The sequence below is a fragment of the Pseudomonas sp. A39 genome (assembly GCF_058145955.1).
This window is the reverse complement of sequence record NZ_JBYVMD010000034.1, coordinates 44,891-71,611: the sequence shown is the minus strand read 5'-3', so window position 1 is coordinate 71,611 and position 26,721 is coordinate 44,891. Positions and strand designations below refer to the sequence as shown.

General features: G+C 62.9%; 24 protein-coding genes. 6 read left to right on the top strand and 18 right to left on the bottom strand.

The features are described 5' to 3' along the window. The first annotated feature begins 9 nt into the window (after nucleotides 1-9). Nucleotides 10-897, top strand: a complete 888-nt coding sequence (yghX, locus tag AC3ZU9_RS22900) for a YghX family hydrolase (RefSeq protein WP_490091386.1) — start codon at nucleotides 10-12, stop codon at nucleotides 895-897. Nucleotides 898-960: 63 nt separating this feature from the next. Here the strand turns inward: yghX and AC3ZU9_RS22895 are convergent, their stop codons facing one another. Beyond that, complete coding sequence (locus tag AC3ZU9_RS22895; protein WP_490091385.1) at nucleotides 961-2,145, bottom strand: DUF2252 family protein; 1,185 nt, start codon at nucleotides 2,143-2,145, stop codon at nucleotides 961-963. A gap of 75 nt (nucleotides 2,146-2,220) precedes the next feature. Beyond that, the gene (locus AC3ZU9_RS22890; RefSeq protein WP_490091384.1) at nucleotides 2,221-3,099 is read right to left on the bottom strand and encodes a LysR family transcriptional regulator; all 879 of its coding nucleotides are present in this window, start codon (nucleotides 3,097-3,099) and stop codon (nucleotides 2,221-2,223) included. Nucleotides 3,100-3,230: 131 nt separating this feature from the next. Between AC3ZU9_RS22890 and ampC the strand changes: the two genes are divergently transcribed. Next, on the top strand, nucleotides 3,231-4,373 hold the full coding sequence (gene ampC, locus AC3ZU9_RS22885) for a class C beta-lactamase (protein WP_490091383.1): 1,143 nt from the start codon (nucleotides 3,231-3,233) through the stop codon (nucleotides 4,371-4,373). A gap of 133 nt (nucleotides 4,374-4,506) precedes the next feature. Here the strand turns inward: ampC and dctM are convergent, their stop codons facing one another. The 8 genes from dctM to AC3ZU9_RS22845 all read right to left on the bottom strand — a co-directional run bounded on the left by dctM (nucleotide 4,507) and on the right by AC3ZU9_RS22845 (nucleotide 13,168). After that, the gene (dctM, locus tag AC3ZU9_RS22880) at nucleotides 4,507-5,787 is read right to left on the bottom strand and encodes a C4-dicarboxylate TRAP transporter large permease protein DctM (protein ID WP_012724622.1); all 1,281 of its coding nucleotides are present in this window, start codon (nucleotides 5,785-5,787) and stop codon (nucleotides 4,507-4,509) included. Next, a complete protein-coding gene (locus AC3ZU9_RS22875; protein ID WP_046034810.1) occupies nucleotides 5,787-6,419 on the bottom strand; it encodes a TRAP transporter small permease in 633 nt (210 codons plus the stop codon). Before AC3ZU9_RS22875 ends, dctM begins: the two co-directional genes overlap by 1 nt. 128 nt (nucleotides 6,420-6,547) lie before the next feature. Next, nucleotides 6,548-7,531 carry a TRAP transporter substrate-binding protein gene (locus tag AC3ZU9_RS22870; RefSeq protein ID WP_046034809.1) on the bottom strand — a complete coding sequence of 328 codons (984 nt, stop codon included), beginning with the start codon at nucleotides 7,529-7,531 and terminating at the stop codon, nucleotides 6,548-6,550. Between the two features lie 221 nt (nucleotides 7,532-7,752). Beyond that, entirely contained in the window at nucleotides 7,753-8,565 is an 813-nt protein-coding gene (locus tag AC3ZU9_RS22865; protein WP_012724625.1) for an HpcH/HpaI aldolase/citrate lyase family protein, read from the bottom strand. Nucleotides 8,566-8,594: 29 nt separating this feature from the next. After that, on the bottom strand, nucleotides 8,595-9,788 hold the full coding sequence (locus tag AC3ZU9_RS22860) for a CaiB/BaiF CoA transferase family protein (protein ID WP_012724626.1): 1,194 nt from the start codon (nucleotides 9,786-9,788) through the stop codon (nucleotides 8,595-8,597). 9 nt (nucleotides 9,789-9,797) lie between these two features. Beyond that, on the bottom strand, nucleotides 9,798-11,147 hold the full coding sequence (locus AC3ZU9_RS22855) for an MmgE/PrpD family protein (protein ID WP_490091382.1): 1,350 nt from the start codon (nucleotides 11,145-11,147) through the stop codon (nucleotides 9,798-9,800). Nucleotides 11,148-11,157: 10 nt separating this feature from the next. After that, complete coding sequence (locus AC3ZU9_RS22850; protein ID WP_046034805.1) at nucleotides 11,158-12,321, bottom strand: acyl-CoA dehydrogenase family protein; 1,164 nt, start codon at nucleotides 12,319-12,321, stop codon at nucleotides 11,158-11,160. A gap of 28 nt (nucleotides 12,322-12,349) precedes the next feature. After that, nucleotides 12,350-13,168, bottom strand: a complete 819-nt coding sequence (locus AC3ZU9_RS22845; RefSeq protein WP_490091381.1) for an HTD2 family dehydratase — start codon at nucleotides 13,166-13,168, stop codon at nucleotides 12,350-12,352. Nucleotides 13,169-13,315: 147 nt separating this feature from the next. On the opposite strand from AC3ZU9_RS22845, the gene AC3ZU9_RS22840 reads away from it, so the two are divergent. Next, nucleotides 13,316-14,215, top strand: a complete 900-nt coding sequence (locus tag AC3ZU9_RS22840) for a LysR family transcriptional regulator (protein ID WP_102060673.1) — start codon at nucleotides 13,316-13,318, stop codon at nucleotides 14,213-14,215. On the opposite strand, the gene AC3ZU9_RS22835 is transcribed toward AC3ZU9_RS22840, so the two are convergent. Genes AC3ZU9_RS22835 through AC3ZU9_RS22820 form a run of 4 tightly spaced genes read right to left on the bottom strand, consistent with a single transcriptional unit; the run spans nucleotide 14,202 to nucleotide 20,418 of the window. Beyond that, the gene (locus tag AC3ZU9_RS22835) at nucleotides 14,202-17,078 is read right to left on the bottom strand and encodes a bpX6 domain-containing protein (RefSeq protein ID WP_490091380.1); all 2,877 of its coding nucleotides are present in this window, start codon (nucleotides 17,076-17,078) and stop codon (nucleotides 14,202-14,204) included. The two genes, AC3ZU9_RS22840 and AC3ZU9_RS22835, sit on opposite strands and share 14 nt — an antisense overlap. Then, a complete protein-coding gene (locus AC3ZU9_RS22830; RefSeq protein WP_490091379.1) occupies nucleotides 17,071-18,867 on the bottom strand; it encodes a hypothetical protein in 1,797 nt (598 codons plus the stop codon). The genes AC3ZU9_RS22835 and AC3ZU9_RS22830 overlap by 8 nt, the downstream gene beginning before the upstream one ends. Continuing rightward, a complete protein-coding gene (locus tag AC3ZU9_RS22825; RefSeq protein WP_012724633.1) occupies nucleotides 18,854-19,300 on the bottom strand; it encodes a bpX5 domain-containing protein in 447 nt (148 codons plus the stop codon). The genes AC3ZU9_RS22830 and AC3ZU9_RS22825 overlap by 14 nt, the downstream gene beginning before the upstream one ends. Then, entirely contained in the window at nucleotides 19,297-20,418 is a 1,122-nt protein-coding gene (locus tag AC3ZU9_RS22820; RefSeq protein WP_012724634.1) for an AAA family ATPase, read from the bottom strand. Before AC3ZU9_RS22820 ends, AC3ZU9_RS22825 begins: the two co-directional genes overlap by 4 nt. Before the next feature lie 91 nt (nucleotides 20,419-20,509). Between AC3ZU9_RS22820 and AC3ZU9_RS22815 the strand changes: the two genes are divergently transcribed. Then, nucleotides 20,510-21,034 carry a GFA family protein gene (locus AC3ZU9_RS22815; protein WP_122810972.1) on the top strand — a complete coding sequence of 175 codons (525 nt, stop codon included), beginning with the start codon at nucleotides 20,510-20,512 and terminating at the stop codon, nucleotides 21,032-21,034. Between the two features lie 145 nt (nucleotides 21,035-21,179). Here the strand turns inward: AC3ZU9_RS22815 and AC3ZU9_RS22810 are convergent, their stop codons facing one another. After that, on the bottom strand, nucleotides 21,180-22,457 hold the full coding sequence (locus AC3ZU9_RS22810) for an ATP-binding protein (RefSeq protein ID WP_490091378.1): 1,278 nt from the start codon (nucleotides 22,455-22,457) through the stop codon (nucleotides 21,180-21,182). Then, a complete protein-coding gene (locus AC3ZU9_RS22805; protein WP_490091377.1) occupies nucleotides 22,458-23,165 on the bottom strand; it encodes a winged helix-turn-helix domain-containing protein in 708 nt (235 codons plus the stop codon). A 157-nt stretch (nucleotides 23,166-23,322) separates the two neighbouring features. Here AC3ZU9_RS22805 and AC3ZU9_RS22800 point away from each other — a divergent pair, with 157 nt between their 5' ends. Further along, nucleotides 23,323-24,522 carry an MFS transporter gene (locus tag AC3ZU9_RS22800; protein WP_093541828.1) on the top strand — a complete coding sequence of 400 codons (1,200 nt, stop codon included), beginning with the start codon at nucleotides 23,323-23,325 and terminating at the stop codon, nucleotides 24,520-24,522. On the opposite strand, the gene AC3ZU9_RS22795 is transcribed toward AC3ZU9_RS22800, so the two are convergent. Beyond that, a complete protein-coding gene (locus AC3ZU9_RS22795; protein WP_046034797.1) occupies nucleotides 24,478-25,080 on the bottom strand; it encodes a MiaE family protein in 603 nt (200 codons plus the stop codon). The genes AC3ZU9_RS22800 and AC3ZU9_RS22795 overlap by 45 nt on opposite strands. Nucleotides 25,081-25,232: 152 nt before the next feature. Here AC3ZU9_RS22795 and AC3ZU9_RS22790 point away from each other — a divergent pair, with 152 nt between their 5' ends. Beyond that, nucleotides 25,233-26,096 carry a universal stress protein gene (locus tag AC3ZU9_RS22790; protein WP_012724640.1) on the top strand — a complete coding sequence of 288 codons (864 nt, stop codon included), beginning with the start codon at nucleotides 25,233-25,235 and terminating at the stop codon, nucleotides 26,094-26,096. A gap of 132 nt (nucleotides 26,097-26,228) precedes the next feature. On the opposite strand, the gene AC3ZU9_RS22785 is transcribed toward AC3ZU9_RS22790, so the two are convergent. Then, nucleotides 26,229-26,699 (bottom strand): DUF1289 domain-containing protein, encoded by a 471-nt coding sequence (locus tag AC3ZU9_RS22785; protein ID WP_046034796.1) that lies wholly within the window; start codon nucleotides 26,697-26,699, stop codon nucleotides 26,229-26,231. Nucleotides 26,700-26,721 lie beyond the last annotated feature (22 nt).

Sequence of the window (26,721 nt, the reverse complement as noted above, 5' to 3'; positions counted from 1 at the left end):
ATTGCACCGATGACTCGTCTCACCGCGAAAGACTTTGCGCCCGAACTGCTGGAACTCTACGACGGCTATGCCCACGGCAAGATCAACCGCCGCGAATTTCTCGACCGCTCCGCGCTGTTCACCTTTGGCGGCCTCACCGCCTCGGCCTTGCTCGCGGCCCTGAGCCCCAACTACGCCCTGGCCGAACAGGTGAAATTCACCGACCCGGACATCGTCGCCGACTACATCACCTACCCCTCACCCAAAGGCAACGGCAACGTACGCGGCTACCTGGTGCGCCCGGCCAAAGCGGCGGGCAAGCTGCCGGCGGTGGTGGTGGTCCACGAAAACCGGGGCCTCAACCCCTATATCGAAGACGTCGCCCGACGCTTGGCCAAGGCCGGTTTTATCGCCCTGGCGCCCGACGGCCTGACCTCGGTCGGCGGCTACCCCGGCAACGATGAAAAAGGCGTGGAACTGCAACAGAAAGTCGACCCGACCAAGCTCATGAACGACTTCTTCGCCGCCATTGAATGGCTGATGCACCACGACAGCAGCACCGGCAAGGTCGGGATCACCGGCTTCTGCTATGGCGGCGGCGTGACCAATGCCGCAGCGGTGGCCTACCCCGAACTGGGTGCGGCGGTGTCGTTTTATGGACGCCAGCCGGAGGCCAAGGATGTGCCACGGATCAAGGCGCCGATCATGCTGCACTACGGTGAGTTGGACACGCGGATCAATGAAGGCTGGCCGGCGTACGAGCAGGCGTTGAAGGCGGCAGGCACCCCCTATGAGGCATATATCTACAAGGGTGCCAACCACGGTTTCCATAATGATTCGACGCCGCGTTATGACGAGGCGGCGGCGAATCTGGCGTGGAAAAGAACGCTCGACTGGTTCCATAAATATTTGGCCTAGACGCCCCTTAAATGGGGGAGCTGGCTTGCCTGCTCCCCCATTAGATCCACTGTGTTCTCGAGGTCAGTGTTCCAAGGCATACCGGCGGCAATGGTTGAGGTAACCCTGCTCATGGCTACCCACCAGTTGCACCACGCTGGTCCAGAGCCAGGACGGCGCGTCCAACTGCTTGGAGCGGTTCTCCTGCAACACCGCCATCCAGTCCTTGCGCGTGTCGCGATCCATCTGCCGCGCATGGGCGATACCGACCACCCGCGCGAGGTAGCCGGCGGCGTGCATGGCATCGATCTCGCTCAGTTCGTCCAGCTCCAGCTTCATGTCCTGGGGCAGCAGTTCACGGATAAAAAACCCGTGATCCAGAAAACGCGTGGCCACCATCCGCTCACCCAGGCCCGGTGACAGCTGGCGTGCACCCTCCACCACGCGACGACCGTTATCCCTCGGCATCTTCGCCCGCGCCGCACGGGGTGCAGCAGCCCCGACGGCTTCCTTGATATCAATCAGGCAATACTCTTGATCATCGTTGTCGCCCACGCCGAGCAAGGCGGCATACCGCAGCAAGCCGAGCGAACTGCAGCCCTTGACCCAATAGGCCGAGTCCAGCAGTTCGACCCTGGCATCCTTGGGCCGCCCCTTGAGCAATGTGACCAATTGATGGATTTCATCCGAGGCACACAGGGTTTGCAATGCGGTTTTCTCGGCCCGTGATAACGACCAGAAATGCTTGCCCAAGGGGATGGTCGGCCGGGCGCTTTCGATGCGCTCACGCGCGAGGTTTTTCCAAGTGCGCGCCACCGCGCTGCGCATGCCCGCCTTGACCTGGGACGGACGTGGCGGGACCTGGTCGGGTTTGTCTTTGAACGCCTGTTCGTAGCCCAGCATCATTTCTTCGAGCATACGTGCGGTGGTGACGCCGGGCAGGTCCGAGCCGCGTGCAGCGGTCGCCAGGGACAAGGCCAGGCGCACCAGATCGTGGGTCGGATTACCGATCACCGTCTGGTCAAGGTCGCGGATATGCATATCGATGCGGCCGTTGGTGTCCCCGGTAGGCCCCAGGTTACCGGCGTGGCAGTCGCCGCAGATCCAGATGGCCGGGCCGTGGGGCAAGCGGCGGCCAGTCTGGCTGTGCAGCCACTCATAAAACTGCACCGTGCTGCCGCGTACGTAAGCGTGGGCGGAGCGCGCCATCTTCAAGTTTCGCAATTGGGTCAGGCGAGGCATGCGGGCGGAGGGGCGCGGTATTTTCATGGAATCACTCAGTGCAGGTGTTGCGGTAGAGCGCTGGCCCTCGGAAAATGTTTCATTATGTTTCAAAAAAAGCGTTCACCCCGGCTGCGCCATGTCCCGCAACCAGCCCTTGAACGCCAGCATCGCCGAGGTCTCCGCACGCGACTGCAAGCGCGTCAGCCAATAGCTGCCGGTGGTGATGTCGACGTCGAACGGCTGGCGAATGACATCGCTCTCCAGTTGCCGCGCAAACATCATCGCAGGTGCCAACGCCACCCCCATGCCTTGCAAGGCTGCCTCCATCATTGCCAATGACGAGTCGAACACGACGCTGCGCGGGGCCAGGGTGTCGGCGGGCAACCCGGCCGCCTGGAACCACAGGCTCCACTCATCGGTGCGGTAGGAGCGCAGCAACGTGTGTTTGAGCAGGTCAGCGGGTGCGTGCAGTTGCTCGGCCAGTTGCGGTACGCAGAGCACCGTCAAGGGTGCAGCCAACAGTTCGCAGGCATCCGTGCCATGCCAGGCACCGGCGCCAAAACGGATGGCGTAATCCAGGCCCTCGGCGGCCACATCGACGCGGTTGTTGTGGGTGGAAAGGCGCAGGTCGATAAACGGATAGCCGCGTTGAAAATCCGCCAGGCGTGGCAGCAACCACCCTACCGCAAACGTGCCGACGGCCCCCACGGTGAGGACCTCGCGGTAGTGCCCGCCTTCAAACTGGCCCAGCGTGTGGGCGATGCGGTCAAAGGATTCACGCACCACCGGCAGCAGGGTTTCACCTTCGCGTGTCAGCATCAGGCCCCGTGGCAGGCGCTTGAATAATGTGACATTAAGTTGCGCCTCCAGGCTTTTTACCTGATGGCTGACCGCCGCCTGGGTGACGCACAATTCAATGGCCGCACGGGTAAAGCTCAAGTGACGGGCGGACGCCTCGAATGCGCGCAGGGCATTGAGGGGCAAATGGGAACGCAGCATGCTTTACCCTAGATTTTCTAATGGCAGATGCAAGATATCATCGTTTGTCGAAGGGACGGAACCTCACTAGATTTGCGACGCCTGCGCAGGCTCTGATCGTCAGCGCATCATTTACATGGAAGCGAGTAATCATGAACTTCAGCGTACGAAATTTCCTGTTTTCGGCCTTATTTTTCGTCTCCGGCACCAGCATGGCGGCGACCGATTTGCGCAAGGTCGTGGACAGTCATGTTGCGCCCCTGATGCAGCAACAAGGCATTGCCGGCCTGTCGGTGGCCGTCGTCAACAAAGGCAAGGTGCAATACTTTAACTACGGCGTCGCCAATAAAGACAAACAGCAGCCCGTGACTCAAGACACACTGTTCGAGATCGGCTCGGTGAGCAAAACCTTCACCGCCACCCTAGGCGGCTATGCCGAGGCCAGCGGCAAGCTCCAGCTCTCGGACAAGGCCAGCCAGCACCTTGCAGCCCTCAAGGGCAGTGCCTTCGACCGCATCAGCCTGCTGCAACTCGCCACCTACACCCCCGGTGGCCTGCCGCTGCAGTTTCCGGACGCCGCCGACAACGCCGACGCCATGATCGGCTATTTCCAGCACTGGAAACCCGCCTACGCGCCCGGTGCGCAGCGTCTCTACTCCAACCCGAGCATTGGCCTGTTCGGCTACCTGAGCGCCCAAAGCCTGGGCCAGCCGTTCAACACGGCGATGGAGAAAACCCTGCTGCCCAAGTTGGGCCTGAAGAACACCTATGTCAGCGTGCCTGCTGATAAAGCCGACGCCTACGCCCAGGGCTACGACAAGCAGGACAAACCTGTACGCGTCGGCCCCGGCGCGTTGGACGGCGAAGCCTATGGCATCAAGACCAGCACCCAGGACCTGGCGCATTACGTCATGGTGAACATGCACCCGCAAACCCTGGAGAAACCGCTGCAACAGGCCATCGCCACCACGCACACCGGTTACTACACGGTCAACGGTATGACCCAAGGCCTGGGCTGGGAGTCCTACCCCTACCCGATCACCCTGCAAGCGCTGATGGATGGCAACTCCACACCGATGGCGATGGAGCCGCACAACGTGAAGTGGCTGCACCCGGCTCAGGCGCAACCGGCGAACGTGCTGTACAACAAAACCGGCTCAACCGGTGGTTTTGGTGCCTACGTGGTGTATGTGCCGAGCAGGGACATCGGCGTGGTGATGTTGGCCAACAAGAATTACCCGAATGCCGAGCGCGTGAAGGTGGCCCATGCGATCTTGAGTGCACTGGACCATTAAAAAGACTGCACATACCCCCTGTGGGAGCGGGCTTGCCCGCGATGAGGATGTGCCAGCCAGCACAGCTGGCAACTGACACACCGCCATCGCGGGCAAGCCCGGCTCCCACAAGGTATTGCGGTATTGGCGGGATTTACATACCCAACCAGTGCGGCAACGCCAACGAGATAAACGGCAAGTAGGTGACCATGATCAGGAACACCAACAGGATCATCAGCCACGGCAACGCCGCACGGATCGTCTGCCCCAGCGTCAGCCCCGTCACCGCCGACGTCACAAACAGGTTCAACCCCACCGGCGGGTGCACCAGGCCGATCTCCATATTCACCACCATCACGATACCCAGGTGAATCGGGTCAATGCCCAGCTTCATGGCAATCGGGAAGAAGATCGGCGCCAGGATCAGCACGATAGCCGAAGGCTCCATGAAGCTGCCGGCGATCAACAACACCACATTGACCATGATCAAAAAGCCAATCGGCGTCAGGCCTTCGGAGAGCACCCAAGCGGTGATTTCCTGCGGGATCTGCTCGGTGGTCAGCACATGGGCAAACAGCATGGCGTTGGCGATGATGAACATCAGCATGATCGCCAGGCGCCCGGATTCCAGCAGCACCTTGGGGCAGTCGCGCAGCTTCATGTCCTTGTAGACGAACAGCGCGACGAACGCTGAATAAACCGCCGCCACCGCCGCCGCTTCGGTCGGGGTGAACATGCCGCTGTAGATGCCGCCGAGGATGATCACCAGCAGCAACAGGCCCCAGAAAGCGCGCCGTGCGCAGGTCAGCCACTCGCGGAAGGTCGCTCGCGGCTGCGCCGGCAGCTTCTTGATGCGCGCGACGATGTAGATCGCGATCATCAGCATCAGGCCCAGCAGCAGCCCCGGAATGACGCCCGCCATAAACAGCTTGCCCACCGAGGTTTCAGTCGCCGCCGAATACACCACCATCACGATCGACGGCGGGATCAGGATGCCCAAGGTCCCCGCATTACAGATAATCCCCGCACCGAATTCCTTCGGGTAACCGGAACGCACCATCCCCGCCACGGCAATCGAACCCACCGCCGCCACCGTCGCCGGTGACGAACCCGACAGCGCCGCAAACAGCATGCACGCCAACACCGCCGCAATCGCCAGGCCGCCACGGATATGGCCGACGCAGGCGTTGGCAAAGTCGATCAAGCGCTGCGCCACGCCGCCGGTGGTCATGAACGCACCCGACAACAGGAAGAACGGAATCGCCAGGAAGGTATAGGCATCGGAGGTTTCGAACAGCTTGATCGCCAGGGAACTGACCGAGTCCTGGCTGAACATCAGGATCGACACCGCACCGGACAAGCCCAGGGAAATCGCGATGGGCACACCCAGGAACATGAATACGAATAACAGCAGGAATAAACAGAGCACGGCCATCAGTGACGCTCCTCATGGCTGCCGGCCAATTTGCTGGCCTCACCGGCCTCGTCGGCCAGCCCCAACCCGACCTGGCGGTGGGTAAAGATGCGGTAGAAAATTTCCAGGTAGCGGATGAACACCATGGCGAAACCAATGGGCACGATCACCACGATGTCACCGACATCGATGCCGTACTGGTCGAGGTCTTCGGCGCCGATATGCGCGCCCATCACCGCACTCACCCACTTGTAGCTGGCGACCATGAACAACCCGGCGTAGGCCAGGCAGCACAGGCAGGCGAGCATGCCCAGCACGCGCTGCACCGGACGCTTGGTCAGCTTGACCAGTGCATCCACGCCGAGGTGGCCGGCGGTGCGTACGCCGTAGGAAATGCCAAAGAAAATCAGCCAGCCGAACATGGCCTTGGTCAGCGCTACGCTCCAGGTCATGTCCTGGGCCCAGGTCATGGTGTGGTCACCCAGCGCGCCGAAGAACTGGCTGCTCCAGGCCCATTTGTCGGACAGGGCAAAAAACAGCGTGTAGATGTTGTTGAGCATGACGTAGACGAATGTCACCAGGGTCATGGCGGCCAGCAGGAAAGCGATAAAGCCTTCCTCCAGGTGCTCCCAGACGCGCCTTAGCGTTTGCATGGCAAAACCTCGCGAAAGCAAATGAGATATCGATATGTGGGAGGGGCACCCCGATAGCGGTGGGTCAGAGACAGATGGGCAAGCTGACACACCGCAATCGGGGGCAAGCCCCCTCCCACATTGGGGGGTTACCGATTGGAGGCGTCCGCGGCCTTGATCAGATCAGCCCCGATCTCACCCTCGAACTTCTGCCACACCGGGCGCATGGCTTCGCGCCAGAGCTGGCGTTGCTCGGGGGTCAGTTCGATGATTTCGCTGGTCTTGGCGTCGATGATTTTCTGCTTGGCCGACTGGTTCAGCGCCTCAGCCTGTTTGTTCACCTCGACCGTGACCTCGACCATGATCTGCTCCAGGGTGCTACGGATATCCGGCGGCAGGCCGGTCCAGAACTTGGCGTTGGTAATCACCATGTAGTCGATCAGGCCATGGTTGGACTCGGTGAAATACTTCTGCACCTCGTTGACCTTCTGGCTTTCATAGTTCGACCAGGTGTTTTCGGTGCCGTTGACGGTGCCGGTCTGCAGACCTTGGTATACCTCGGCAAAGCTCATCTTGCGTGGGTTGGCGCGGATCGCCTTGAACTGTTCTTCCAAGACGCTGGAGGCCTGCACACGGAACTTCAGGCCACGGGCATCCTTGGGTTCATGCAGTGCTTTGTTGGCAGAAAGCTGCTTGAGGCCGTTGTGCCAATAGGCCAGGCCGAGGATGTTCTTGTCCTGCATGGACGTCAGCAGCTCCTTGCCCTGGGCGGCCTGGAAACGGTCGACAGCGGCAAGGTCGTTGAACAGGAACGGCAGGTCGTAGATCTGCACTTGCTTGGTGTATTGCTCGAACTTGGCCAGGGACGGGGCCAGCATCTGCACGTCGCCCAGCAGCAGCGCTTCCATTTCCTTGCCATCGCCGAACAGCGACGAGTTCGGGTACACCTCGACCTTGACCCTGCCCGGCAAGCGTTCTTCGGCAAGCTTTTTGAACAACAACGCGCCCTGGCCTTTGGGGGTGTTTTCGGCGACCACGTGGGCGAACTTGATGACAATCGGGTCCGCCGCCTGGGCCAGGCCCGCGGCAAACAAGGTGGCGGCGCACAGCAGCGCCCGGGAGAGCTTGAGCATGGAAAATCACCTTCTTATTGTTGTGTTGTCAGGCAAGGTGCCTGATGTCAGGCGTGTAGTGAATTTCGAATTCTAGATACCTGCGTTCGGCCAAGACGAACGCCAAAAACCGGTTCGATCCCTTGTGGCGAGGGAGCTTGCTCCCGTTGGGCTGCGCAGCGGCCCCAGGAAAAACCGCAGCGCTGCACACGCCAACGCGAGCAAGCTCGCTCGCCACAGAGTTACTCGGCAGCTAATAACCGTTGTGCCCGCAGCAACACCGGGGCATCCACCATCTGCCCATCGATCTGGTAGGCCCCTGCCCCATGCGCGCCGGCGTCCACCACGCGCTGGGCCCAGGCCAGGTCCTCGGCGCTCGGCGCCAGCGCTTCATGGATCACCGGCACCTGCTTGGGATGGATACACAACGCCCCGGCAAACCCCATTTCATAGGCATGCCGGATCGAACGGCGCAGGCCCTCGGGGTCATCGATGGCCGGGTGCACGCCGTCCAGGGGCGCTACCAGGCCGGCGGCGCGGGAATGCACAATCAGCGCCAGCCGCGCCTGGTCCAGGGCGAACTGCGCGGCCGGGGAATTACTGCTCAGGTTCAGGTCCAGTGCCAGGTCCAGCCCACCGAACGACAGGCGCTCCACCTGCGGCGCCTGGGCGATCTCGGCCACGGCCAGCAAACCGCGTGCGCTTTCGATAATCGGCCAGATGACTTTGCCGGTAGCCGCTACCACAGCAACCTGGGCCGCACTTTCGACCTTCGGCAGCAACACCCCCGCCACGTTCGGATGGGCTTTGCAGAACGCCACATCCTCGAAATGCTCGGCGTGCTCCGGCGCGTTGATGCGTACCCACACCTGAGCCTCGGGATGCGCCTGCAGGAACCCCCCGAGGTTATCCCGCGCCTGGCGCTTGAGCGGTTCTTCCACCGCGTCTTCAAAATCCACGATCACCGCATCGGCACCACTGGCCAAGGCTTTGGAAAATCGCTCCGGTCGGCTACCGGGCACAAACAACGCCGAACGAACCAGGGGCCTTGGCATCTGTTGAGTTCCTTATTATTGATAACGTGTTAAATAACACCGCGTGCACGCAGACCGTCGATGGCCTCTGCCGAGTAACCCAGCTGATCCAGGATGCCCTGGCTGTGCTGCCCCAACCCTGGAACCGCGTCCATGCGCGGGGTGAACGCGGCATTGCGCGCCGGAGGCAGCAGCGACGGCAACGGGCCGGCCGGGCTGTCGACCTCGCGCCAGCTGTCACGCGCCTTGAGCTGCGGGTGGTCCCACACGCCTTGCATATCGTTGACGCGGGCGCTGGCGATTTGCGCGGTTTCCAGGCGCTGGATCACCGCTTCGGCATCGAGCTGGGCAAAACTGTCAACGATGATCTGGCGCAGCGCTTCACGGTTGGCCGAGCGCTTGAAGTTGGCGGCGAAACGCTCGTCCGTCGCCAGTGTCGGCGTGAGCAGCACCTTGTCGCAGAACGCCGCCCATTCGCGCTCGTTCTGCAACCCGAGCATCACCGTGCCGCCGTCGCCGGTGGGAAACGGCCCATAGGGATAGATCGTCGAATGCGCGGCCCCGGCACGCGGCGGCTGGGATGCGCCGTCGAACGCGTAGTACATCGGGTAGCCCATCCACTCCACCAGACTCTCCAGCATGCTCACGTCGATGCGGCTGCCCTTCCCCGTCTTGCCGCGCAGCAGCAGTGCCGAGAGGATGCCGCTGTAGGCGTACATGCCCGCCGAGATGTCGGCGATGGAACAACCGGCCTTGGCCATCTGGTCTTCGCCGGGGCCGCCGGTCACCGAGAGAAAACCGCCCTCACTCTGGATCAGCAGGTCGTAGGCCTTCTTTTTCTCGTAGGGCCCGCCTTCGCCGTAGCCGGAAATGTCGCAAACAATCAGGCGTGGAAAACGCGCCTGCAGTGCCTCGAACGACAAGCCCATGCGCGCCGCCGCACCGGGCGCCAGGTTCTGCACCAGCACATCGGCATCGGCCAACAGGGTGTCGAGGATAGCGCCCGCCTCGCCTTGCTTGAGGTCCAGTGTCAGGCTTTCCTTGGAGCGGTTGGTCCACACGAAATGCGAGGCCAGGCCGCGCACGCGCTCGTCATAGCCACGCGCAAAGTCGCCGCTGCCGGGGCGTTCGATCTTGATGACACGGGCGCCCAGGTCGGCCAACTGGCGGGTACAAAAAGGCGCGGCAATCGCGTGTTCCAGGCTGACAACGGTGATGCCGTCCAGCGGTCGTTGGTGAGTCATGACGGTTCCTCAGAGCCAATGGGCCATGGATGCGGCGTTGCGTAAGTCCCAGACCTTTTCAATCAGGGCATGGGCCTCAAGCGGCGTGCGGGCGCCGCTGAATTGGGCGAGGCGCTGGAATTTATCCGCCAGCTCTCGACGGCTGAGGGTGTTGCCCGGGTCGCCCTTGGGCTCGTCGATGGCGCCGTGCAGCGTGCGGCCGTCAAGGGTGGTGACGGTGACGCGGCCGAGCCAGCGCTGGGGGTAAGCGCCGTCGACTTCGGCGTCGAGGGTCATACTGACCTTGTCGCGGAAGCTGGAGACGGCCGGGTCGGTCAGCGCCCGTTCGTGGAACTCCTTGAGCCCGGCCTTGCCATGCACGGCGATCAAGCCCAGCACGGTGCCCATGGAGAACTTGGCCTGGTGCACGCTGGTTGGCACGGTCACGCGCCCCAGCACATCGATGGCGCCTTGATGCACCCGCGTCTCCACATGGGCGATATCGGCGGCGGTGAGGCGTTCGCGCTGCATCAGGTCCAGCAGCGCATCGGCCGCCGGATGCGTATGGCGGCACGAGGCGTGGAACTTGAACGAGGTTTCCAGCAGCGCCCAGCGACTGCCCAGGTCGGCGGACAACTTGCTCGGCTCGGCATTGCTGGACATCCCCGCCGCCAAGCCCTGGTCGCCTTCGAGAATATTGCGCGCACCGGTCAGCCCTTCCGCCGTCAGGTACGCGGCGAGCAAACCGTCCGCCGCCGCCTTGGCCGTGTGCAATTGCTTGGAGTCGGCGGCATCGCGCAGGAACTCCCACAGCCCGGCGGCCTGCGTGCCGGCGCTGCCGAGCAGGTTGATGAATTGTTCTTGGTTGAAGTCCAGCAGCTTGCCCACCGCAACGGCCGCCGCCAGGGTGCCGACCGTGGCCGTGGTGTGAAAGATGCGGTAGTGGGAACGGCCCATGAATTCGCCGATACGGATACCGGCTTCATAACCGGCCACCGAGGCCAGCAGCAAGTCGCGGCCGGATTTGCCCAGGTCCTGGGCGGCCGCCAACGCGGCGGGAAACACCACGGTCGCCGGGTGCAAAACGGAACTGTTGTGCAGGTCATCCTGCTCCACCAGGTGGGAGGAAGCGCCGTTGACCAGCGCGGCGAAATACGCGCTGGTGCTGGCGCCGTTGACGATCACCTGCGCCGGGCCGCTGCTTGGCCCCATTTTCTGCGCATAACGCTCGAATAACGGGATTGGGTGCGCGCCCTGGCTCGCCAGCGCCGAAGCCAGCCAGTCCAGATACAGGTCTTCGGTACGCGCCAGCACGTCTTCCGGCAGGTGCGTGTGATTCAGCTCGGCAAGGAACCGACACAGGGCTTGGGTATGGCTCACGGTCAGGCCCTCAGAAACTGCGTGGCAGTTCGAGCAAGTGCTCGGCCACGTAGGACAGGATCAGGTTGGTGGAGATCGGTGCCACCTGGTACAGGCGCGTCTCGCGGAACTTGCGCTCCACGTCGTATTCGCAGGCAAACCCGAAGCCGCCGTGGGTCTGCAGGCACGCATTGGCTGCCTCCCAGGACGCCTTGGCCGCCAGGTACTTGGCCATGTTGGCACTGGCCCCGGCATTTTTGCCGCTGTCGTATTCCTCGCAGGCACGCCAGCGCATCAGGTCCGCCGCTTCGATCTCGATATGCGCTTCGGCGATCGGGAACTGCACACCCTGGTTCTGTCCGATAGGCCGGCCAAACACCACACGGTCGCGGGCATAGGCGCTGGCCTTTTCGATAAACCAGCGGCCGTCGCCGATGCATTCGGCGGCGATCAGCGTGCGTTCGGCGTTGAGGCCATCGAGGATGTATTTGAAACCCTTGCCCTCTTCGCCGATCAGGCTGTCCAGCGGCAGCTCGAGGTTGTCGAAGAACAGCTCATTGGTTTCGTGGTTGACCATGTTGGCGATGGGCTGCACGGTGAGGCCATGACCGATGGCCTCGCGCAGGTCCACCAGGAAGATCGACATGCCCTCGGACTTTTTCTTCACTTCAGCCAGCGGCGTGGTGCGCGCCAGCAGGATCATCAGGTCGGAATGCTGGATGCGCGAGATCCACACCTTCTGGCCGTTGATCACGTACTTGTCGCCGCGCTTGATCGCGGTGGTCTTGATCTTGGTGGTGTCGGTGCCGGTGGTGGGCTCGGTCACGCCCATGGACTGCAGGCGCAATTCGCCGCTGGCGAGCTTGGGCAGGTAGAAGCGTTTCTGCGCTTCGCTGCCGTGGCGCAGCAAAGTGAACATGTTGTACATCTGGCCGTGCACGGTGCCCGAGTTACCGCCGCAGCGGTTCACTTCTTCGAGGATCACCGAAGCCTCGGCCAGGCCCAGGCCGGAACCGCCGTACGCTTCGGGGATCATCGCCGACAGCCAGCCGGCGTCGGTCAGCGCTTTGACGAAGGCTTCGGGGAAGCCCTTTTGCTCGTCAATCTTGCGCCAGTAGGCGGCATCGAATTCAGCGCACAAGGCGCGCACGCCTTCGCGGATGGCATTGAGTTCTTCATTGTCATTCGGGTTCATTAACGGCTCTCCGCCTGTTGTTCTTGGATTATTCGAAATGCACCTGGGCTTGCTGCGCCAGGCCGTCAGCGTTACCGGCCCACAGCAGCGCCACGCCGGTTTCAGTCACGCGGCCCGCCACTTCAAACGGCTGCGGCGCAATCAACGGGCGCACGCCGCGATAGGCAAAACGGCGCAAGGTGGCTTCGGGGTGGGCACGGCAGAACGCGCGCAGGCTCAGGGTGGCGATCAACGGCCCATGCACCACCAGGCCTGAGTAGCCTTCGGTGCCGGTGACATAGGGGTAGTCGTAGTGAATGCGGTGACCGTTGAAGGTCACGGCGCTGTAGCGAAACAGCAGGGTCGGCGTGGGATCGATCGCTTCGTGCCATTCACCGTGCTCCAGCGCCTCTGCGCTGCCGGCCTTGGGCGGCGTGGGTTCGCGGTAGACGATGTCCTGTTCTTCGCGGATCGCCAGGCGCCCGTCCTGGGCATAGTCGTGGCGCACGGTGACAAACAACAGCGAACCGGTGCGACCGGTCTTTTCTTCGACCTGGATAATGGTCGACACGCGGGTCGCCGCCTCCCCGGCACGCAGCGCGTGCAGAAACTCGATACGCCCACCGGCCCACATGCGGTTGCGGTTGTCGGCCGGCGGCAGGAACCCGCCACGCGCCGGGTGGCCGTCGCTGCCCAGGGCGGTTTCCGGCAGCGGGTCCTGGAAGAAGCACCACTGCCACAACGGCGGAAGGTCCGCGCCGTCCTCGGGCACTGCCTCGCCGAACGTAGCGGCGATACGTTTGAGCAGGTTATGGCTCAGGTGGTCGTGAGCGGTTTCGCTTCGGCCGATCCAGTCAGTGGCGCTCATCGGGTGCAGTTCCTCGGGCAGTGAGTGTCTGCCCCGGATCATGCAAGCGCCCGCCCGTTCTGAGAATTTGCATTTCAATAAACCAGCGTTCGGCTATGCTGAACGCCAATTCACTGAAAACACCGCATACCCCTGTGGGAGTCTTGCATGCACTTCGACCTGGCCGACCTGCGCCTGTTTATCCATATCGCCGAATCCCCCAGCCTGACCCAGGGCGCCAAGCGTGCGTTTCTTTCGCCGGCCGCCGCCAGTGCACGGATCAAGGCCCTCGAAGGCCAGCTCGACACCCGCCTGCTGTACCGTGACAGCCGTGGCGTGGAGATCACCCCGGCCGGTGAGCGCCTGCTGCACCATGCCCGGCTGATCATGCGCCAGGTGGACTACCTCAAAAGCGAATTCACCCAATACGGCGTGGATTCGGCCGGGCATATCCGCATCTTCGCCAACACCACGGCGGTCACCGAATTCTTGCCGGAAGTGCTGGCGGGGTTCCTGTCACAAAGGCCTGGCGTCACCGTCGACCTGCAGGAGCGCCTGTCCCGCGACATCGTGCGCGGCGTGCTCGATGGCACCAGCGACATGGGCATTATCGCCGGCCCCGTGGAAGCAGCGGGTTTGCAGGTGCTGCATTTCAGCACAGACACCTTGGTATTGATGGTGCCGGTCGGCCACCCGCTGGCAGCGCAACCATCAGTCACCCTGGAACAGACCCTCGCCTACCAGCATATCGGCCTGCATGAAGGCAGCACCTTATTGAGTTTTTTGCGCGAACACGTGGAGCGGCTGGGCAAGCACTTGTCGCTGCGTATCCAGGTGTCGAGTTTCGAGGCGATCTGCCGGATGGTCGAAGCCGGTGTGGGCATCGGCATCATTCCGGAGTCCGCCGCCGTGCGCCACAGTCGCACCATGCACGTGGTGGCGGTGAAGCTCGATGAGCCGTGGGCGATTCGCGAACGCAGCATCCTGGTGCGGGAGCTGGAGGCGTTGCCCGGCACCATTCGTGCGTTGATCGCCACGTTGATGCCGGACTCGGTCAATGGAGGCTGAGGTTGCGCTGGCGGGCGTCTTCCACCGTGATGTGGCTCAAACGTCCCTGGTCATCGAATAACAACCAGCCATCGCCGGTGCGACGGATATTCACCTCGTAGCGCGGCCAATGCAGCACAGCACACACGGTGTCACTGCCACGACGGATAAAGTGCCAGCGGGTGTCGCGGTCACTGGCGATATAGCCGAATACCAACCAATCCGCGTCGACGACGATGCGCACCGGGTCGCTATCGAAGCACCCCTCATCACAGCCCGTCAGGCGATACCCCTTGCGGTTGCCGTCGACATCCAGGATCAGCACGGGCTCTTCGTCGTCGCTGTACCGGATCAGGTACTCAACGGTTTGATCGAGCGCACAGAACAGCGCGTGGCTTTCCTCTGACTGCGGCGACACCGGCTCACGCCCCGCCAACCGCCGCTCAGGCAGGCGATAATGCCAGCGCTCAAAGCCTTCCAGCGGGTTATGGAGCCACAGGAACTCATTGCGTTCATCACCTTTGAGGGCGCGAACCGGGCCTGGCAAGTCGCTGACGTGCCACAGGGTTTCAAAGCCGCGATCCACGTCCACCACACGCAGTTGCCGGCCTTGGCCGAGGGTCCAGGTGCTGCCATCAAACTGATCGGCGAACACGTCGAGCACCTGCACGCCCAAGTCGGTCGCAGCGCGGTTGACCAAGTCCAACTTGCTGATGCGCCACACCGTGTCGCGCCGGGTCAGCACCAGCGCCATTTGCCGGCTGTGCGCCAAGACAATCCGCTGGGCCGGCACGGCGAAATGGAACAGCGGCGTGCCGCTGGCATCCGTCACCACCGCACCGGCCTCGCCCAGCGCCACCAGGTAACGCTCGTCATCCAGCGACACCGCATCGTATACGGAGCGGCTGCCCTGGACGGGGGCTGACCACTGCAATGCCTCGCCCGCGCGCTCCAGCGAGCGCACGACGGGACGTTTGAGTGACTGGCCAGGCAAGTCCGCCTGCAAACATTTGTCCCGGCTCATTTTGACCAGCGACTGCAGTTGGTTGAAGTTGAGCCCCCCGCGCCCACTGAGCTGGTCGGCGAGCACCGCGTGCACGGTGGCACCGGCGAGCCAGGCCAGGGCCACGGTGTCGGACTTGTGCGCCAACAACGTGTGCGCCAGGGCATCCCGCTCGGCGCAACGGCTGGGATCGTCACGCAGCTGTTCGATCCAGGGTCCGTAAGCTTCCAGGGTTTGGGGCAGCAATATGGCGCGCTTTACCAAGGCGCCAATCGCCAGGCGCCCACCGGCCGCTTCGGCATCGAGCAGCCATTGAGCGGCGCGCGGGCGCTCTTGAGGCAAGCTCCACACCACCTCGACGGCTTGCAACCACAGGCCCTTGGCGATCAGCGACTCGGCCCATTCCAGGCGTAAACGGTCGGCGATCTGCGGCTGCTTGGCCTGAAGCAACACCACCGCATCGGCAAATGCATCATCACGACGCGCCACCAGCAAGGCGCGCTGCCAGTTCTCGGCCAGGCACAGCAGGCGCACGATGACCGCAGACGGCATGTCCCAGGCCAGAGCGAGGTCGGCGGCCTGTTGGTAGCGCGCGTGTTTTTCCAAGTAATCGAGTGCTTCCTGGCGTTCCTTGAGCAGTTCAGCGAGTACGAATACCGCTTCTTCGATACGGTTTTCGCGGGCCAGGCGCTCATAGGAGCGCCGGTAGATCTGGCGCAGGTGCTCGGTCAGCCCTTCCTCGAAGCGGTAGGTACGGCTGGGCCCGTGCTGTTGGCTGAGGGTCAGGTCCTGGCGCCGCTGCGGCGTACCGAAGTGCTGTTCGGCATTCGAGTGCTGGTCACCCAAGGGGATGGCATGGCGCAACGCTTCGGCGAAATCGCCGTCCTCGAACATCTCCAGCATGCGCTGCACGTAAGCCGCCTGACGCTTGCCGTACAGCCTGGAAAGCTTTGAATGCTCGGTCAGGCGGGTCAGCCAGCGGCGCCAGGCCGCCGGCTTATGACGAGCTGGTTTGGCGCGCTGGGGAATGCTTGGGGTGTCCGGGGCTTGCGGCACTGCGCCGATAGGCCGCGCACCTCGGCGCAGGAATGTGTTCAGCGCTACCAGCAAGGCGGTGAAGACAATGGCGCTCAGCAACATGCCCAGGATCACGCCGCTGATGTCTTCGGTGGTCGTGGCAGACACCGGTGTCAGCGGCACGGATTGGCCCTGGGTGGCCATCCAGGTCAACCCTGCAACCAGGGCCAGGGTGACGCCCAGTTTCAACGCCGGATAGGGTGCGGACTCCTCGTTGCCCCATTGGCGTGCAGCCTTGGGGGGCGGCGCTTTCGGTGCGGGTGATTGCCGCTCCAGCAAGGCCCGGATCACGCCCTCCTGCTCGGGGCTGACCGGCGCCAATCCGCCCAGGATCTCGCGTACATCGGTGATCACCGGCTCAGGCAGGGCCAGCACGACGGGCGCATGACAATCGAAGGTATCGAGCAAGGTGTAGGCGCTGATATCAAGCCACTGCCCAGGTTCCAGGGCCTGGGCATCGCGCAACTGCAAAGCGTGCACCTGGCTGCCGCGCACCAGCCACAGGTCGGCGGCCGGTAAAGCGCGCAGCTCCTCGGCGCTCAGCTGGGCCGAACACAGGCCACGACCCTGACGCACCAGCGGCCAGCCGGCAAGGGCCTGGCAATCCAGCGCGACCGGCGTGCTGAATTGCACTAAATCGCCGTCGGCAAAACGGTAGGCCATCGCGCCCGTGCGCCAGTGTTCCAGCATCAAGCGAGCCCGTTCCTGCAGCGCAAAGCGCTCGGCGGGCAACCACATGCCGTCGATGGATTGATGCCCGGTCAACAACGGCCGGCGGATCAAAGGGGATTCTTGCTCAAGCATGGGCAGGCTCATGTTTCAGGTCACACATCACTTGCAAACGCATGGCGCGCTCGGCGACGTTGAACACCAGTAATTCCCGGGCGGTGGTCAGCACCGCCACCAGGCCGCTCATGGGGCAGAAACTCGCACGGGCAATCGGTGCCGTCGTGGTGAACAGCGTCTGTTGTTGGCCCTCGGTGTACAGGCCAATGGTGTGCTGGTTCGGCCCCAGCAGTACCAGCGAATAGCGTTCCTGCGCCGCCACGTGGTGATGCAGACCGATGGCGCTCCAGCCGGGCGCCAAGTCAATCTGTACCTTTTTCGCGGGAAAACTGTCGTGGGTCACCAGGCGCCAACTCTGGCGGCCACCTTGGTGAGTGAGTAATGCGCAGCCACCAAAGGCGTACTTCCAATGCGGGGTGCTGGCGAACAGTATCTGGCTTACACCGGCAGCCGCACCGACTGCATAACCGTGACTGCGGGCACCGGAGGACGTCGCGGGGTAAGCCACCAGTTGCCCACCCTCGATGCGGGCGTAGACCAACGATAAGGCATCCAACTGCGCCAGCCCCATGACATTGTCCGTCACCGAGAAACATTCTTCCCTCGGCGCGTGGCCAGGCCGCTGCCAGTGAGCGAGCTGACCGTTTGTATCGAGTAAATACAGGCGTTCCGCCTGTTCGCCGCGCAGCCACACCGCGGGCAGAAAGGTCGCAGTGCCCGGCGGCAGGTGCATTTCTTCGCGTGTGGGCTTGTTGACCGAAACGAGATTGGGGATGTTCCAGAAGGTCAGGATATTGCCATCACCGAGCACCGCACCGAGGCTGCGGTAGTTAAAGGTGGCCGCGAGCACGTGCTGATGTTTGCCCCACAGGCGACGTCGCACTTCGAGGTTTTTTTTCTGGTTCTTGTGCGGCAGCTTGATCACCACCATGCCGTGCTCATCGAGCAAGCGCAAGGCGACATAGTTGCCGGAACCGGAGATGACCGGCGGCAGGGTCAATGCAACCCGCGCCACCCGGCCGGCAGCGGTCGGTGCCGGCGTGTGCACGGCGTTATCGAACTGGCCCTTGAGCAAGCGCACGGCCTGCTGCTCCTCCGGCAGCGGCAGCGACACGCGCCGCGACTGCAAGGCGAACGTCAGGCTGCGCCCATCCAGGTTGCGCGTAATCTGCACGCGGTGGGTGCAGACCTTGGGATCCGTGGGCGGCAAGCGCTGGCCGACCACCCAGCATTCTCCAACGGCGTGGTCGGCCAGCACGTCACGCCAGGCCAGCCAATGGCCGTCGCTCACGACCTCGTAGGTGCGGGCGTCGAGCAGGCGCTTGAGCTGCGCCGATGAGTCCAGCTCATGCAACTCGGGCGTGGCTTGCAGAATGCCCCAGCGCAATTGCGCCCCCGCCTCTTCGGCACGCCGCGCCAGCAGCATCAACAGCGCCAGGTGCACCAGGCGCGCAGCCCCCAGTTGCAAGGGGCCCGCATCAAACAGCACCACGATCAGGCGGTTCGCTTCACGGGCACGGTAGTGCGGGGCGAGGAACATATGCTCACCGCCGACCGCCCGGCGCAGGAACTCGTCAGGCACTTCATCGGCCAGCAGCCATTCACTGGACAGCAGTCGCTCATAGGGGCCGCGCCGATGCAGGTCGCCCAGGCCATCGGGCTCCGGCACTCCGCCCTGGTGCAGGCCGCGCAGCGGTCCGAGCAGAGGGTTGAGTCGACCGAGCAGGTCGGCGAACAGGGGCAGGTGTTGCGGGGCAAACCACTCCAGCCACTGCCGCCAGGGTTGCAGCGCCTCAGGCAGTTGCATGGGCGACTCCCCAATAGGCGGCGATACGTTGCAGATGCGCGGGCGACACGGCCAGCAGGCGGTCCAGCGGGATCACCGCCCGCGGGTCGTGCCACACCAACAAGGGCGCGCGTTTGAAGCGAGCGGACAAAGCCTGCCCCAACAGGTCCTGTGGCACCTGCGGTTCCCAACTGGTCGGCAGCCAGAGGTGCGGCGCGCTGGTGCTGGGCGCAGCGTAAGCAACACCGTCGACCCAAGGCAGGTCAGCCATTACGCCCGTCACCACCAGTACATCACCATTGGCAGTGGCTTGCAGCCGCGCCGCATGGTCGGCCGCGAGCAGCGCCAGGCGTGCGTGCAGGCGCCGGGCAGCATCGCCCCAGGCCACGGCGGCCTGAGCCTCGGCGGGCACCGGCCGTGAACGCCAGGCCCAAGGCTGGGTCAGCGCACTCATTCGCTGGGGGTCAGCAATCGAGTGAGTTGTCCCCGCGCCTGCTGCAGAGGTTCGGGCAGGGTCTGGCTATTGAAATTGGCATCGATCTCGCGCAACAGGCCTTCGAGCACGCTACTGGCCGGCGGTTCTGCACGGGAGAGGTAGTCTTCGGCGGTTTCCAGCAGCCGATTCACACGTGACATCGGCTGCAACGTCGCCTCTTCCACCGCGCTGAACAAATGGCTGTTGCTGGAGGCAGCAAACAGGTCGCGCAATACTTCGCGGCCGTGTTGCTGGGTAGCCTGGGTCGGCAACACGTACAGCAGCGGCCACAAGTCGGCGTCGCTGGCTTCCAGGCGACCACTGAGCAATGCAGCGGCCGCGATCAAGCGCTGGGACTTGACGATGCGCCGGTCAGACAACTGGATCCCGGCTTCGCGCAGGCGGCGAATGGCTTGGGCCAGGGCTGGGCGCACAGCGGTCAGGTCGACGTGTTTCAGGGCCTGGCCGAGCGTGTCCAGTTGCGCAAGGCCGAGCAACTGTTGCACCGGGCGCTGCTCCGACTGCCAGCCGCCGGCCAGCATGGCTTCCAATTGATTGTCCGGCACCGACTCGACAAACAGATGCAACAGGAAACGGTCACCGAAGGCCGCCAACGCCTCATCATCCGGCAGGCCGTTGGCGGCGCCGACGCACACGCGCAGCGGGCATTGCACCTGGGTATGGCCACGACGGAATCGGCGTTCGTTGAGTACGCCCAGCAAGGTGTTGAGGATCGCGGTAGAGCCCAGGAAGACTTCGTCGAGAAACACGATATCGGCTTCCGGCAGCATGCCGCTGACGTCAGTTTCCACCGTGCCTTCGCGCAGCTTTTTCAGGTCTACCGCGCCGAACAGTTCGGACGGCTCGGTGAAACGTCCGAGCAGGTATTCGAAGTAACGCCCACCCATGGACTGCGCGACACGCCGCACCACCGCGCTTTTTGCAGTGCCGGGCGGCCCGATCACCAGGATGTGCTCCTGGGCCACGGCTGCCAGCACAATCAATTCGGCCAGTTGCTCGCGCCCGACCAAGCCTTCGGTAGCGGCACGCACGGCGTGGCGGATTTGCGCGGCAGCGCTCTGCAACTGAGCAATCATGGGTGTCTTCCCTGAAACCAAAGCGGGGAATCTTGCCTGAGGCTAAGGTATTAGCAAAGCGTTGTTACATACTCATATCAGGAGTCAGCCCATGCAGCTTGAAGGATCCTGCCATTGCGGCGCCGTGACGTTCAGCCTCACCAGTGCCCACCCCTACCCTTACCAGCGTTGCTACTGCTCGATCTGTCGCAAGACCCAGGGCGGCGGCGGTTATGCGATCAACCTGGCCGGCGATGCCCAGAGTTTGAAGGTGCGCGGGCGCAAACTGATTTCGATCTACCACGCCAGGCTCAAGCCCGAGGGGGCCAGCCGGGCCCATGCGAGCAGCGCTGAACGGCACTTCTGTTCGCAATGCGGCAGCGCCTTGTGGCTGTTCAGCCCCGAGTGGCCGGCGTTGATCCATCCGTTTGCCTCGGCCATCGACACGCCATTGCCGGTGCCGCCGGAACATACGCACCTGATGCTGGGCTCGAAGGCGCCGTGGGTGGAAGTGACGTTGCGCCAAGGCGATCTGCAGTTCGATGAGTACCCCGAAGAGTCCATCGCCCAATGGCATGAGCGCCTCGGGCTGCACCTTCAAACGCACCCATGCCCCCCTGAGTTTCTGACCCCATGAAACCCCTGATGCGTTGCAAAAGCCTGTGCCTGTCCCTTACCTCAGTGTGTTTGCTCGCACACAGCTTCTGACCTGAGAACCGAATTAAAAATGTGGGAGGGGGCTTGCTCCCTCCCACAGTTGATCTGTCTTGCTTTCAAGCTCGTTATTCGGCATACGCCCAGGTCATCCGGAACGACGCCCCGCCCCATTCCGAATCCAGCACTTGCACTTGGCCGCCGTGCCACTGCGACACCCGCTGCACCAGCGCCAGGCCCAGGCCGAAACCGCCGGTGCGGCGGTCGCGGCTGGCGTCCAGGCGCGTGAACGGCTGGAAGATCTTCGCCCGGCCTTCCTCCGGCACGCCGGGGCCATCGTCACACACACGCACTTCATAGCCGCTGCCGAACTTGACCAGCGACACTTCCACGCGGCGCTCGGCGTAGCGCACGGCGTTGCGCAGCAGGTTGATCACCGCACGCGCCATAAAGCGCGGCTCGATCTGGATAACGTCCACCTCGCAGGTGCGCAACGACAGCTGGATGCCGGCCGCCTCGGCCTCCAGGGCCACGCTGCCGATCACACTGTGGAGCCAGCTGTGGGCCTCGATGCGCTCACGGGTGACCTGGGTGGCGCCACGCTCCAGGCTGGCGTAGGTGAGCAGTTCGGAGACCATTTCTTCCAGCTCGCCCAGGTCGGCATACATGTCGGTGATCAATTCGCTGCGCTGGCGCGGGTCGGTCTGTTGTTTCAACTGGTCGAGCTCGAACGACAGGCGTGCAATCGGCGTGCGCAGTTCGTGGGACACGGCGTTGGTCAGTTCGCGCTGGTTGGCGATCAGGCTTTCGATACGCTCGGCCATCTGGTTGAAGTGCCCGGCCAGCTCGCGCACCGTGGAACGGCGTGGCAGCAGAATGCGTGAACCGAGGTCGTTGTCACCGAAACGTTGTGCCGCCAGGCGAATATGTTCCAGGTCACGCCAGTGCGGGCGCACCCAGAAATACAGCACGATCGCCAGGCTCAATCCCAGCAGGCAATAGGCCCACAGGTACAGCCATTTCGGTTCTTCGGGCAGTTTGATATTAAGCAGCTGCGGGCCGCCATCGATATTGGCGATGAACTCCATGAAGTCGCCGCGTACCACCAGCTTTCCGGCGGCAAGCAACTGTCGTTCACGCGGGTCGAGCGCCAAGTCATCGCGCTGGACCAGTTTCAGGTGCAGGCCGTAGTGGGGTTGCAGCTCGCTCAGGCGCGCCGCGCGGGCATCGCCCGGTAAGGGTCGCAATTGTTCCACCAAGCCATAAGCCGGGCCGCGCAGGGCTTCGCGGTTATAGGTTTCATTGGCTTCGGGCAGCAACTCATCGAAGGTGTAGTTGACCAGCCAGATCGCCCCCGCCAGGCCCAGCGCCAGGATGATGTACAGGCGAATGTAGAGCCGCAGCATCTAGACCTCCCACGCGAAGGGGTTGAACAGGTAGCCCTTGCCCCAGATCGTCTTGATGCACACCGGTTCGCGGGGGTTGTCGTTGAGTTTGCCGCGCAGCTTGCTGATGTACACATCGACGCTGCGGTTAAGGCCGTCGAAGGCGATGCCGCGCATGCGGTTGAGGATGTCATCGCGGGACAGGATCGTGCCCGAGTTACTGGCCAGCAGCCACAGCAGCTCGAAATCCATGGTGGTGAGGTCGATCTGTTCGTCCCCCAGGCTGACCACGCGGCAACTGCGATCGATGGCCAGCCGCCCGAAGGCCAGGGCCCCGCGCACCGTCGGCTCCGGGGCTTGGCGCCGTTGCAGGGCGCGCAGGCGTGCCAGCAGCACGGGGGGCTTGATCGGCTTGATCACATAATCGTCGGCACCGGACTCGAGGCCGAGGATATGGTCCAGGTCGTCTTCCTTGGCGGTGAGGATCACGATGGGCGTGTCGGACACCGTGCGAATCCCACGGCACACGTGCAGGCCGCTCTGGCCGGGCAGCATCAGGTCGAGTACGACGATCTTTGGCTTGAACTCCAGGAACGCCGCCAGGGCTTTGTCACCCCGGTGCTCCACGCGCACCTCAAAACCATGCTGCGACAGAAAGTGCGCGATCAGCCCCGCCAGTTTCTCGTCATCCTCAACGAGCAAGACCTTGCCCAGCCCCAGGTTTTCCATAAGTTCCCAATGTGCAGACGCGGATTGAAGAGCGGGCATTATAGGTGGCAAGCTGGGCAACTTAAGCCGTTGGCCAGCACCGGCCGACGAAGCTTCATGCTTTTAAGAGTTTTTAACAAATAAGCTGCAATCTTTAACGCCATGTACAGGGAGTTGTATGCGCAAGGATTACCTGGCGTTCTTTGTTTCGCTGTTCCTGTCACGGCTGGCGGACCAGATCCTACTGTTTATCGTGCCATTGATCGTGTTTCAGACCACTCAAAGTGTGGCCTGGGCCGGGCTGGCGTTCTTTGTCGAGTCGCTGCCGCGCTATCTGGCGTTCCCGGTGTGCGGCGCAGTGTGCGACACGTTCGCGCCGGTGCGCATCCTGCATATCAGCCAGGTTTACCGGGCGCTGGCCTGTGTGCTGGCGGTTGCCCTGTACGGGGTGTTCGACGGTATTTACTGGGTCGTGCTGCTCTCGGCAGTGTGCGGGGTACTGACCACCCAAGGCATCATGGCGCGAGAAGTGCTGATGCCGCATATCTTCGCGCAGTACAGCTATGCCAAGACCCTCTCCTATTCGCAGATCGCCGACCAGAGCGGGCTGGTGCTGGGGCCATTGGTGGCCGCACTGATGCTTGAGGTATGGGCGTGGCACTGGGTGGTGCTGGGCGTGGCCGGGCTGTTCCTGCTCGCAGACCTGGCGATGCGGGTGTGGCAACGCTCCAGCACGGCCAGCCTGGCAACCTTCGAGCAACATCGAGATATCTGGCTGCGGCCGCTGAAGATTGCCTTCGGACATATCCGCCGCCTGCCGGAGTTGAAGCGGGTCATCACGTTGGCGGTGGGTGTGAACCTGATCATTGGCGTCACGCTGGCCACCTCTGCGGCCATGGTGACCGGCCAGTTTGCGGCGGGCAAGGACGCCTATGCCCTGCTCCAGGCGGCGGGCGCGCTGGTGACCATCGGCATTCTGTTTTATCTGGCACGGGCCGGCCTGCCCCTGAAGGTGCTCGGCGGACTGTCTTATTCGATGATCGGCGTGGGCGCAGTGATCATGGCGATCAGCCCCGACGTGTGGCTATACGTAGTGGGCTTCCTGCTGGTCACCGGCTTCGACAAGATGTTCAACGTCTACCTGCGCAGCACCCGTCAGCGGGTCATCCCCGTGCAGGACTTTGGCAAGACCGTGGGCGTGATCACGCTGCTCAATAACCTGCCGCAGCCCCTGGCAGGCCTGGCGGTTGCGCTGCTGGCGGCGCCCTTGGGCACGCAGACGGTGATCCTGCTGCTGGCCGCGATCACCGCCTTGATCGGCGTGGCCGTGGCCTCAGGCTGGCACGCCACTGTGAAAGCGGAACTCGATGTCGGGTGACTCGATCAGTTCCTGCTCGGTCGCCCTCACCCGCTCGATCACCTGGGCGATGTCCTTGGCGTCACCGTACTGGTACGCCAACTTCAGGTAACCCTGGAAGTGCCGCGCCTCGCTTTTCAGCAGGCCGAAGTAGAACTTGCCGAGTTCTTCGTCCAAATGCGGCACCAGCGCTTCGAAACGCTCGCAACTGCGCGCTTCGATAAAGGCGCCGACCACCAGGGTATCCACCAGTTTGACCGGTTCGTGGCTGCGCACCACTTTGCGCAAACCGGAGGCATAGCGCCCGGCGTGCAGCTGGCGCAGCTCGACCTTGCGCTTTTTGATCAAACGCATGACTTGTTCGTGGTGCACCAGCTCTTCGCGGGCCAGGCGCGACATCATGTTGATCAGGTCGACATGGCCGTGGTACTTGGCGATCAGGCTCAAGGCGGTGCTGGCGGCTTTGAATTCGCAATTCTTGTGGTCGATCAGCAGGGTGTCCTGATCGGCCAGCGCGGCCTGGACCCAGGCATCAGGGGTACGGCAACCGAGGAATTCGTGGATTTCTGGCAGGTTCATCGGGCTCACGGGCAAAAGGATCACAAAAGGCCGGCGATTATACCGACCCCGCCGCAGACCACCAGCCACCGGTCTTGATGTGCATCAACATGACGTGCGCCAGCCAGCAACTATAGTTGTTGCAGCCCCCACCCTTTTTGGAGATCCCGATCATGCAAGCCATCCGCAGCATCCTGGTGGTCATCGAGCCCGAGCATTCGGAAAGCCTGGCCCTCAAGCGTGCCAAGCTGATCGCCGGGGTCACCGGCGCACACCTGCATTTACTGGTCTGCGACAAGAAGCATGAGCACTCGGCGCTGCTGGCCCTGCTTAAGTCGGGCTTGCAGGAGGACGGCTACAGCGTCACCACCGAGCAAGCGTGGAATGACAGCCTGCATGATACCATTATCGACGTGCAGCAAGCCGAGGGCTGTGGGCTGGTGATCAAGCAGCACTTCCCGGACAGTCCGTTGAAAAAAGCCCTGCTGACGCCTGCGGACTGGAAGCTGCTGCGCTATTGCCCGACGGCGGTGTTGCTGGTCAAGACGGCCACGCCGTGGGCTGGCGGCGTGATCCTCGCGGCGATCGATGTGGGCAATACCGATGGCGAGCACCGCTCGTTGCACACTTCGATCATCGACCATGGCTTTGATATCGCCAGCCTGGCCAAGGCGCAGTTGCACGTGATCAGCGCCCATCCGTCGCCGATGTTGTCGGCGGCGGACCCGACGTTCCAGCTCAAGGAAACCATCGAGGCGCGCTATCGCGAGCAATGCAAGGCGTTTCAGGCCGAGTTCGATGTGGACGAATCGCACCTGCATATCAAGGAAGGCCCCGCGGATGTGTTGATCCCCCATCTAGTTCACACCCTGCAAGCGGCGGTAACGATCATCGGCACCGTGGCGCGCACCGGGATCTCCGGGGCACTGATCGGCAATACGGCAGAGGTGATACTGGATGCGGTGGAGAGTGATGTGCTGGTGCTCAAGCCGCAGGCGTTGATGGATCACCTGCAAGAACTCGCCAGCAAGCCCTGATCCAACCTTATGAACGATGGAGATCAAAATGTGGGAGGGGGCTTGCTCCCGATGAGGGCGTTCCAGTTGATAAATCCTGGGCTGACACGCCGCCATCGGGGGCAACCCCCCTCCCACAGGGGTTATCCGTTGTCAGTTGGAAAGCGCATCGCGCAGGAAACCCGGTGCGATATAGCGCTGGTAATGCGCCTCGGACAGGATAAAGAACTCCCGATCAATGGCATCGCGTAATTCCGGCAAGGCCCAGTCACGAAATTCGGGCAACAGCACCATGCCGTAGGCCTCCAGGTTATTGATCACCCGCGCCCCACGCGCGATCAATTGATAGGCCCAGCAGTACTCGGACTGGTGCGGCACGAAGCGGATCTTGCGCTGTTCCAACTGGCCGCGCAGGGTCTTGGGGTCGAAAACCTCGAGCTTTCCGGCCATAACCTGCACCAACAATTGCTCCAACCGCAGCCAGACCGCGCGTTTTTCTTCTTCGTTATAGCCATTCCACAGGATCACTTCGTGGTGGAAGCGCTTGCAGCCACGGCACACGAGATCGCCGTAGACCGTGGAGCACAGGCCGACGCAGGGGGTCTTGATGGTTTGGTTGGACATGGGCAACAACACGCAGATCAGC